General features: G+C 59.2%; 11 protein-coding genes. 7 read left to right on the forward strand and 4 right to left on the reverse strand.

The genetic code is table 11. The features are described 5' to 3' along the window. The 3 genes from LDL37_RS14720 to rhmD all read right to left on the reverse strand — a co-directional run. Positions 1–377, reverse strand: a 377-nt coding sequence (locus LDL37_RS14720) for an SDR family NAD(P)-dependent oxidoreductase (RefSeq protein WP_290799573.1), incomplete at its 3' end; no start/stop codon positions are given. Next, positions 377–1249, reverse strand: coding sequence for a fumarylacetoacetate hydrolase family protein (locus LDL37_RS14725; RefSeq protein WP_290799574.1), 873 nt, complete (start codon positions 1247–1249; stop codon positions 377–379). The genes LDL37_RS14720 and LDL37_RS14725, both read right to left, overlap by 1 nt. Before the next feature lie 107 nt (positions 1250–1356). Continuing rightward, positions 1357–2553, reverse strand: coding sequence for an L-rhamnonate dehydratase (gene rhmD / locus LDL37_RS14730; RefSeq protein WP_126422503.1), 1197 nt, complete (start codon positions 2551–2553; stop codon positions 1357–1359). Positions 2554–2744: 191 nt separating this feature from the next. On the opposite strand from rhmD, the gene LDL37_RS14735 reads away from it, so the two are divergent. The 4 genes from LDL37_RS14735 (at position 2745) to kduD (ending at position 5915) form a co-directional block, all read left to right on the forward strand. Next, on the forward strand, positions 2745–3026 hold the full coding sequence (locus tag LDL37_RS14735; RefSeq protein ID WP_290799575.1) for a helix-turn-helix domain-containing protein: 282 nt from the start codon (positions 2745–2747) through the stop codon (positions 3024–3026). Between the two features lie 54 nt (positions 3027–3080). Beyond that, positions 3081–3860 carry an SDR family NAD(P)-dependent oxidoreductase gene (locus LDL37_RS14740; RefSeq protein ID WP_290799576.1) on the forward strand — a complete coding sequence of 260 codons (780 nt, stop codon included), beginning with the start codon at positions 3081–3083 and terminating at the stop codon, positions 3858–3860. A gap of 184 nt (positions 3861–4044) precedes the next feature. Next, on the forward strand, positions 4045–4893 hold the full coding sequence (kduI, locus tag LDL37_RS14745) for a 5-dehydro-4-deoxy-D-glucuronate isomerase (RefSeq protein ID WP_290799580.1): 849 nt from the start codon (positions 4045–4047) through the stop codon (positions 4891–4893). Positions 4894–5159: 266 nt separating this feature from the next. Continuing rightward, a complete protein-coding gene (gene kduD / locus LDL37_RS14750) occupies positions 5160–5915 on the forward strand; it encodes a 2-dehydro-3-deoxy-D-gluconate 5-dehydrogenase KduD (RefSeq protein ID WP_290799577.1) in 756 nt (251 codons plus the stop codon). A gap of 355 nt (positions 5916–6270) precedes the next feature. On the opposite strand, the gene LDL37_RS14755 is transcribed toward kduD, so the two are convergent. Beyond that, positions 6271–6909, reverse strand: coding sequence for an RpiB/LacA/LacB family sugar-phosphate isomerase (locus tag LDL37_RS14755; RefSeq protein WP_126422513.1), 639 nt, complete (start codon positions 6907–6909; stop codon positions 6271–6273). 254 nt (positions 6910–7163) lie between these two features. On the opposite strand from LDL37_RS14755, the gene ugpC reads away from it, so the two are divergent. The 3 genes from ugpC to LDL37_RS14770 form a co-directional block, all read left to right on the forward strand. Then, positions 7164–8303: a sn-glycerol-3-phosphate ABC transporter ATP-binding protein UgpC gene (gene ugpC, locus LDL37_RS14760; protein ID WP_290799578.1), complete on the forward strand. Its 1140-nt coding sequence runs from the start codon at positions 7164–7166 to the stop codon at positions 8301–8303. After that, positions 8296–9195, forward strand: a complete 900-nt coding sequence (locus LDL37_RS14765; RefSeq protein ID WP_126422517.1) for a sugar ABC transporter permease — start codon at positions 8296–8298, stop codon at positions 9193–9195. Before ugpC ends, LDL37_RS14765 begins: the two co-directional genes overlap by 8 nt. Before the next feature lies 1 nt (position 9196). After that, positions 9197–10000, forward strand: an 804-nt coding sequence (locus tag LDL37_RS14770) for a carbohydrate ABC transporter permease (protein ID WP_290799579.1), incomplete at its 3' end; no start/stop codon positions are given.

Below are 10000 nucleotides of genomic sequence, written 5' to 3' on the forward strand. Positions count from 1 at the left end.
ATGATCTCACGGTTGCAGTAGAACAGGCCGTTGAGATTGATGTCCATGACCTTCAGCCACGACTCGACCGGGAATTCCCAAACCGGCACGGTCGCGCCCGTGATGCCCGCCGAAGCGACCAGAATGTCGATCTTGCCCAGGATTTCCGCGGACTTTTTGGCGGCCGCAGAGACTTCCTCCAGCTTGGAGACATCGAGCGCCACAAAGCCAGCCGCGCCGATTTCCGTGGCGGTGGTTTCCAGCAGTTCGGCGTTCAGGTCCCACAGGACGACCTTGCCGCCCTCAGAGATGATGCGTTGAGCGGCGGCCTTACCCAGGCCCCCGGCGGCACCGGTGATGACGGCGCAGCGATTATCGAAACGTCCAGCGTAGGTCATTAGCCGATGATCTCCTGATGGTCGAGCGAGAAGGGCACAACGGTCTGGCGCTGTTCGCCGAGGCCGGTGATGCCGAGGTGCATGGTGTCGCCCGCATTGAGGTAGATCGGGTTGGGCTTCTTGCCTTCGCCGACGCCCGGCGGCGTGCCGGTGATGACCAGATCGCCCGGTTGCAGGGTGATGAAGCGCGAAATGTAGCTGATGCAGTGGGCGACGTTGAAGATCAGGGTCTTCGTATTGCCGGTCTGCATACGCTCGCCATTGACGTTGAGGAACATGTCGAGATTGTGCACGTCGCCGATTTCTTCCGGCGTCACCAGCCACGGGCCGGTGGGGCAGAAGGTGTCGCAGCCCTTGCCCTTGACCCACTGCGTGCCGCGCTCCTTCTGGAAGGCGCGCTCGGAAATGTCGTTGACCAGCACATAGCCCGCGACGTGGCTGAGTGCGTCGGCTTCCTCGACATAGCGGCAGGTCTTGCCGATGATCAGGCCCAGTTCGACTTCCCAGTCCATCTTGGTCGCATCGCGCGGCTTCATCACCTCGTCATTGGGGCCGGTGAGCGAGGTCACGGCCTTGGTGAAGAAGATGGGTTCCGGCGGCACGGGCAGGTTCGATTCGGCGGCGTGGTCGGCATAGTTGAGGCCCACCGCGATGATCTTGCCGATCTTGTTGACCGGCACGCCATAACGCACGTCGCCTTCGACGACGGGCAGGGCCGAGACGTCGGTGGCCTTGAGGCCGGCCAGCTTCGACAGGCGCACCTCTTCGGGGGTGATGTCGGCCACGACCGACGACAGATCACGCAGTTTGCCGTCAGCGTCGATCACGCCGGGCTTTTCCTGACCCTTGGGGCCAAAACGCACGAGTTTCATAAGGCTTTCCTCAAAAATAAAGCCAGATCAAAGCGACGAGCCGTCTCTAGCTTTGATCTGACGATATGGACCACCCCTGAAGGCAAGGCCTTCAGGGGTGAGTTTCATCAATGTTCGTAGGGGCGATAGAGCTTCACTTCGGGGTTCAGGTCCACCCCGAAGCCCGGCTTATCAAGTGCGGTGACCTTCAGGCGGCCCTTTTCCGGGATCGGCTCATTGAGCAGTTGCGGATGGAACATCGGCGCCACGTGATCGGCCTTCGGCGCCATCATCAGGAACTCGGCAAACGGCGAGTTGTGACGCGTAATGACGAAGTGATAGCTGTACACGGACGATCCGTGTGGCACGACCAGCGCGCCGTGCGCGTCAGCCAGGGCCGAGATCTTCAGAAGCTCGGTGACGCCACCGCACCAGCCCACATCCGGCTGGATAATGTCGCAGCAGCCCATTTCCAGCAGCATCTTGAAGCCCCAGCGCGTCGATTCGTGCTCACCCGTGGTGACCAGCATCCCGGCCGGGACGTTCTTCTTCAGTTGCTGATAGCCCCAGTAGTCGTCCGGATTGATGGCTTCTTCGATCCACTTCAGACCGTACTCGTGGCACTTGTGCGCCAGCTTGGTGGCGTAGTTGACGTCGAGCGCCATCCAGCAATCGTACATCAGCCAGAAGTCTTCACCGACGCGCGAACGCATATCGGCGATCAGCTCGACATTCTTCTTCAGGCCTTCGTCGCCTTCGATGGGGCCGTGATAGAGCGGCAGCTTGCCGCCGATAAAGCCCATCTCCTTGGCGAGGTCCGGGCGCGCGCCGGTCGCATAGAATTGCAGTTCGTCGCGCACCGCGCCGCCCAGCATATGATAGACCGGCTCCTGACGCAGCTTGCCCATCAGGTCCCACAGGGCCAGATCGACGCCGGAAATCGCATTTACGACAATCCCCTTGCGGCCATAGTATTGCGAGCCGAAATACATCTGATCCCAGATGCGCTCATATTCGAACGGGTTGCGGCCTTCGAGGAAGCGGGCAAAGTGCTTTTCGACCATATAGCAGGCGGGCTCGCCGCCGGTCGTCACCGCAAAACCGACCGTGCCGTCATCGGCTTCGATTTCAACGACCAGCGTGCCCAGCACATTGATGCCGAAGCTCTTGCGGCTTTGGCGATATTCCGGATAGCGCCCCATGGAGGTCGCAATGTGATTGTCGATCCAGTGGCCTTCGCCCTGATCGTGGTAATCGGCGCCGCCGCCGCCCTCGCCACCTTTAATGACGTATGCGCGCACCTGCTTGATCTTGGGGTAACCCATAATAGAAGCCTTTTTAACCCTGCGTGTCGAATGCGGTTCCGGGAGGACCGGAAATGATCGGTTTGTGGTGAAATTGCTCAATAATGAGCATAAATGCGATTGCCAATCTATTTATTCCAATATATGAAATTAAGCCAAGGCTTATCAAGCAAAAAACGTCAAGCGTGAACGCAGAAACGTCGAAACCGGGCATGAACGCAAATCCGCCGACCACCGAACCCAAGCGCGACAAACCTGGCGGTAGCCAGACCCTTGTCCGTGGGTTGATGATCGTCGAGGCGGTGGCGTCGGGGCGGGGCAGTTTAAGCGAAATCGCCGAAACCGCGGGCCTTGCGCGTTCCACCGCCTATCGTCTGGCCTCGACCCTTGTCGAGCAGGGCTATCTCAGCGTGGCCCCGCGCGACGGCAGTGGTGGCGGCTACCGATTGGGGCCCAAATTTATTCGCCTGTCGCAGCAGGCAATACACCAATAGATGGAAGGAAACGGGGGGCGTTTCGCGCTTCCGGTCAGAGAGAAGAGACAAAAGATGTTGCTCAAGGACAAGGTATTGCTGGTCACCGGCGGCTCAAAAGGCATTGGTCGCGCTATTGCCATCGGGGCGGCGCGTCAGGGCGCGAAGGTGGGTATCAACTATGCGGGGGATGAAGCCGCCGCCGAATCAGCGGTGAAGGAAATCCGCGGTTTCGGGGGCGAAGCCTTTGCGCTGCGTGGCGACGTCGCTGACCCGGCTTCGGCGACGGCCTTTGTGGCGGCCGCGGTGGAGGCCTATGGCCGCGTCGATACCTTCGTCAACAATGCCGGCATCTGCCCCTTCCACGGCTTCCTCGACATGCCGGTCGATGTGGTGGACCGCACCATCAAGGTGAACCTGAACGGCGCATATTATATGTGTCAGGCCGCCGCCAACCAGATGGTCAAGCAGGGCAAGAAGGCCAACGGCTTCGCCGGGTCCATCGTCGCCGTCTCCTCCATCTCGGCACTGGTCGGCGGTGAGTTCCAGACGCACTACACGCCGACCAAGGCCGGTGTGCTGTCGCTGATGCAATCGACCGCCATTGCGCTGGGTAAGCATGGCATCCGCTGCAACGCCGTTTTGCCCGGCACCATCCTGACCGACATTAACAAGGATGACCTGGCTGATGAGGCCAAGCGCAGCTACATGGAAGGCCGCATTCCGCTGGGCCGTCTGGGGCAACCCGAAGATCTTGCCGGGCCGGTCATCTTCCTCGCCTGCGAAGAACTGGCCGGATATGTGACAGGGGCGTCGCTTCTGGTCGATGGCGGGGCCTTCGTCAACCTGCAATAAAATCGTTGACAGAAAAGGAAGGAAACCGGTTTCCTTCCTTTTCATTTGTCGCTATAGGAAGTCTCATTATGTGGCGAAGCATCCCGTAAACCGGGATTTCGTCGCGCAGGGATGGAAAGCGCCGCGCCGTCGCGCCCGGGGCTGATTATAAAAAACCGGAGCTGCTGCCATGTGCCAGACGTCTTTGTACGCCAAGATTTATCACGCCACCCATCCGGACATGATGGCCTATGCGGATACGGATGATCTGCGTGACAAATACCTGATGCAGGGCCTGTTTGCCCCGGACTCGGTGGTCCTCAACTACACCCATTTCGAACGCTTTGTGGTCGGTGGCGTCGCCCCGGTGTCGCAGAGCGTGCGCCTGCCCGATCAGACCGAACCGGCTTCGGCCGCCGGTCACCCGTTCCTTGAGCGCCGCGAACTGGGCGTGATCAATGTCGGCGGTGGTGCTGGGGTGGTGACCGTCGATGGCGTCGCCTATGATCTCAGTCAAAAGGATGGCCTGTACATCCCGATGGGCACAAAGGATGTGGTCTTCGCGTCGAACGATGCGGCCAATCCGGCGCTCTATTACCTGACCTCAACGCCCGCCCATGCGCGCTATGAGACGGTCAAGATTTCGATAGATCAGGCCGTGCCGCTGGAGCGTGGTTCGCTGGAGCAATCGAACCAGCGCGTCATCTATCAGTATATCGTGCCGACCACGGCCAAATCGTGCCAGTTGCTGCTGGGCCTGACCATTCTGGCCCCCGGCTCGGTGTGGAATACCATGCCGCCGCACCTGCACGACCGCCGCTCGGAGGTCTATTTCTACTTCAACCTCGGTGAAAACGACCGCGTCTTCCACTTCATGGGGCAGCCGGACGCCGCGCGCCATATCGTCATCCAGAACAACGAAGCCGTCGTCTCACCGCCGTGGTCGATCCATATGGGCGCGGGCACCTCGAACTACGCCTTCATCTGGGCCATGGGCGGCGAAAACCTCGACTATACCGACATGAAGGTGCTGGACATCTGTCAGCTCGCTTAGAGCGCATTTCGTTCATTCTGAATCGAAATGTCGCTCTAAGTTTTTGTTTTGTCGCGTTTTTTAACGCTCAACCGGTATCCACTTGAGCGAAAACGCTCTAGTCTCACCTCCCGATGCTGGTGCATCGAGAGGTGGTTTCAGAACGGTCAAAAAATCTCTAGGGGCGGCCCGTCGAGATTTTTTGGCGTCTTAGTTTGGCGAGGCTCTGCCTCGTGCTCCTCCGCTCTTGCTGAGTAGGGGGAAGGATTGAAAAAGGGAGATATTTCATGAGCCATCCATTTGATCTGACCGGTAAGGTCGCGCTCGTCACCGGCGCCAATACGGGTCTGGGGCAGGGCATTGCGCTGGCCCTGGCCGAAGCCGGTGCAGACATCGCCGCCGTGGGCATCGTGCCTGCCGATGAAACCGGCGAGAAGGTCAAGGCGCTGGGCCGCAAGTTCGTCAATATCGACGCCAATCTCGGCACGCTGGAGCCCATCGAGCGCGTGGTGAAGACCGCGATCGACGAACTGGGCGGCCTGCACATCCTCGTTAACAATGCCGGTCTGATCCGTCGCGCCGACGCCGTGGACTTCTCGGAAAAAGACTGGGACGACGTGATGAACGTCAACATCAAGGGCGCCTTCTTCATGGCGCAGGCCGTGGGTCGTCACTTCATCGCTCAGGGCTATGGCAAGATCATCAATATCGCCTCGATGCTCTCCTTCCAGGGCGGTATCCGCGTCCCGTCCTATACCGCGTCGAAGTCCGGTATTGCCGGTATTACCCGTCTTCTGGCCAACGAATGGGCTGGCAAGGGTATTACCGTGAACGCCATCGCGCCGGGCTATATGGCGACCGACAACACCGCGCAACTGCGCGCCGATGCCGATCGCAACAAGGCCATCCTCGACCGCATTCCGGCGGGTCGCTGGGGTGAGCCGTCCGACCTCGGTGGGGCGGCCGTTTTCCTCGCCGCGCCGGCGTCGGACTATGTCAACGGCGCGATCATCCCGGTGGATGGCGGCTGGCTGGCGCGCTAAGCGCTCTAATCCGATCAAAGAAAAACCCCTTCCGTGCAAACGGAAGGGGTTTTTTTATATGCCGTGAAGTTTGGATTTTAAAGCGGAGCAATCTGAGAGGGAAACACTGTTCCTGCAAAGCGCCTCCCCTGATTTCAGGGGAGGGTGGCGCGTAGCGCCGGGAGGGGTTAAAGCTGCGAAATTAACCCCACCGTCTTTTCTCGCTTCGCTCCAAAATCCGCCTCCCCTGAAATCAGGGGAGGCGCTGTCACGAGATGCTGTTTGCGCCTCAGATCGTTCCGCTACAAGCCCCAAAAGAAAAAACCCCTTCCGGGCGAAACGGAAGGGGTTTTTTGTATGCCGTCGAGGCTGGGTGTTAGCCCACAATGCCCTTGATATAGGCCTTGATCTCTTCGTCCTGCGCGTTGGCGAAGAAGTATTCCGAGAACTTCTCACCGGCGACGGCGGCCTTCAAAAGGTCCTGATCGACGGTCTTCAGAACCGTCAGCATGTCCTTGCACGAGGCGGCCTTGAGGTCCTTCAGGATGCCGCGGTTCTTGGCCATGATCTGCGCGCGTTCCTTCGGATAGCCGAGGCCGCGTTCACCGTCGAACAGCTTGCGATAGACGTCCTGCAGGTTCAGTTCGGCGGCCCAGCCAAAGCCCTTGGCATAGGGCATGGAGATGGCATTGCCGTCATTGATCTGACCGAACAGGAAGGCGTCGGTCGGGTCGATGACCAGACCGCAGAACACGCCCGGCATCGCATTACAGGCCAGCATGGCGCCCATGCCGGTGCCGCAGCCGGTGACGACGAAATCGGCCGCCTTCGAGTTCAGCAGGATACCGGCCAGCAGGCCGTTCATCACGTAGGTCAGCGAGGCCGAATCATCAGCGCTGTACATACCGTAGTTGAAAACCGTGTGGCCCAGCGGCTCAGCGACCGTCTTCAGGGCGTCGAAAATGATGCCGTTCTTGGCGGCCTGGCTGTTTTCGTTGATCAGAGCGATTTTCATAAAAGTCTTCCTGCGTGTTTTTGCGTGAATGTGCGCGTGGATGCTTCAATAGCGGGCTAAGCGAGGGACAGCAAGCCGCGAAGCGGCGCAAGGGTCCGAAAACCGTTTGCACGTCGCTGTGCGCTACCTATCCTGAGACAGCCCCTTATCATAGCCGGAATTTTTGCCTGTGTGCATAATCACCGTTGAAAATGACACCGGTTTCCCCTACACATGAAGCCAATCAAGAATAATCAGATCAAAAGTGGGGAAACGTGTCGGTTGACAGTGTCAGACTTACGGATGTGCGCAAGACCTTTAATGGCCATGAGGTCATCAAGGGCGTCTCGCTGGAGGTTAAAAAGGGCGAGCTGGTGGTCTTTGTCGGGCCGTCGGGCTGCGGGAAATCGACCCTGCTGCGCCTGATTGCGGGCCTTGAAACGCCGACCTCAGGCCAGATTGATATCGCAGGCCGCGATGTCACCTACGCCCACCCGTCGAAGCGCGGCGTGGCCATGGTGTTTCAGTCCTACGCCCTCTATCCGCACATGACGGTGTTCGACAATATCGCCTTTGCCCTGAAGATTCAGGGTCTGCCCAAGGCCGAGATCGAGCACAAGGTCAATGCGGCGGCGGAAACGCTGCAACTGACGCATCTTCTGAAGCGCCGCCCCAAGGCCCTGTCCGGCGGGCAGCGTCAGCGCGTCGCCATTGGTCGCGCCATTGTGCGTCAGCCCGATGTCTTTTTGTTTGACGAACCGCTGTCCAATCTCGATGCGGCGCTGCGCGGGCAAATGCGTGTCGAAATCGCGCGGCTGCATACCAAGCTCAATGCCACCTCGGTCTATGTGACGCACGATCAGGTCGAGGCCATGACCCTGGCCGACAAGATCGTGGTGCTGAACGCCGGGCGTATCGAACAGGTGGGCTCGCCGCTTGATCTGTACCGCAAGCCAGCCAACCTGTTCGTCGCGGGCTTTATCGGGTCGCCGCGCATGAATACCATCAAGGCCCGCGTGCGCGAGGTGTCGTCAGACGCCGTCGGGCTCGACCTGCCGCAGACCATCCTGTCTGTGCCGCGCGTCGGCGCACAGGTCGCGGCAGGGGCCAATGTGACCTTTGGCGTACGCCCGGAAAACCTGCATCTGGCCGCGACAGACGAAGAGGCGCACCTCAGCGGCTACGTCATCCTGATCGAGCGTCTGGGCGGCGAAACCTTCGCCTATGTAACGCTGAAAGACAGTGAAGGCGAGCCGCTGATCATGAAGCTCGACGGTGAGGCGGCGCTTTATAACCATCAGGAAGTGCGCCTGAAAATCGACCTCAACCGCGCGCATCTGTTTGCTGAGGACGGTCAGGCCATCGGGGTTTCGCCCGACTTTGCTGATAAGACAGACGAGTCCGTCCATGTATAGCAACAAGTGGATCGGCAGCCTTTATATTACCCCGTTCGTGATCGGCTTTCTGCTGTTCACGGCCTTTCCGTTCGTCGCCTCCTTTGTGCTCAGCCTCACCGATGCGCGGCTTCAGGATCAGTTGGGGGCGGCCAATTTCGTCGGCCTGTCCAACTATACGGAGATGGCGGCGGACTCGACCTTCCGGCAGTCGCTGGGCGTCACCTTTGCCTACGTCTTTATCACCGTGCCGCTGAAACTGGCCTTTGCCCTGTTCATCGCCGTGGTTCTGAATTTCAAGCTGAAAGGCATCGGCCTTTTCCGCACGGCCTTCTATCTGCCCTCGATTCTGGGCGGCAGCGTCGCCATCGCGGTGGTCTGGCGCTTCGTCTTTGCCGGTGACGGCCTGCTCAATCAGGCGCTGGCCGGTATCGGTATCGGCGGTGTCAACTGGCTGGGGGAGCCCACCACCGCCATGTTCTCTATCGTGCTTTTGCGCCTGTGGCAGTTCGGCTCGGCCATGGTGGTGTTTCTGGCCGGTCTGAAGGCCATCCCCGAAGACCTCTATGAGGCCGCCGATCTCGATGGGGCGTCGCGCCTCAAACAGTTCTTCATGATCACCCTGCCGCTCTTGACGCCGGTGCTGTTTTTCAACTTCATCATGCAGATCGTGCAGGCGTTTCAGGAGTTCAACGGCCCCTACATCATCACCGCCGGCGGACCGCTCAAATCGAGCTATCTGCTGCCGCTGATGATCTACGAAGAGGCATTCAAATACTTCAATCTGGGCTATTCCTCGGCCCTGTCCTGGGTGCTGTTTATCATCATCGCCGTCTTCACTGCGGTGGCCTTCTGGTCGCAGAAACACTGGGTGTTTTATGCGCAGGACCGCGACGATAAGGGAGGACACTGATATGGCGTCTTCGCTCAACCCGGCTGATCACGGCTGGCGCAAACATCTGCCGGTGATCAATGCCTTCGTGCGTTATGGCCTGCTGATTCTCGTGGGCTTTCTGATGATCTATCCGCTGTTGTGGATGATCGGCGGAGCGTTCAAAAACAACGCTGAAATCTTTTCTTCCGTGGGCTTCATTCCCAAAAATCCGACCACGGACGGTTTCATCAACGGCTGGAAGACCTCGACCGAATACACGTTCGCGACCTACCTTCTTAACACTATGAAGATCGTGGTGCCGAAGGTGATTGTCACGGTCATTTCGTCGGTCATCGTCGCCTATGGCTTTGCACGCTTTGCCATCCCCGGCCGCAAGTGGCTGTTTGCGCTGCTGATGGCCACGGTGCTGCTGCCGAAGTCGGTCCTGCTGATCCCGCAATATCTGATGTTCCGCGAATTCGGCTGGCTCGATACCTACCTGCCGCTATATGCGCCGCAGGCCTTTGCGACCGAAGGCTTCTTCGTCTTCATGATCATCCAGTTCATGCGCTCCCTGCCGCTCGATATGGAAGAGGCGGCGGTGATGGACGGCTGCAATTCGTTTCAGGTCCTGACCCTGATCGTCTGTCCGGTCATCCTGCCGGCCATTATTTCGGTCGCGCTGTTTCAGTTCATGTGGTCGATGAACGACTTCCTTCAGCCGCTGATCTACCTGTCGTCGGTGGAAAAGTATCCCGTGGCGCTGGCGCTCAAAATGTCGATCGACGTGACCGAAGCCACCTCGTGGAACGAGATTCTGGCCATGTCCACGATCGCGCTGGCA

The sequence above is a fragment of the Asticcacaulis sp. genome, from assembly GCF_020217185.1.
In the GTDB taxonomy this organism is placed as follows: domain Bacteria; phylum Pseudomonadota; class Alphaproteobacteria; order Caulobacterales; family Caulobacteraceae; genus Asticcacaulis.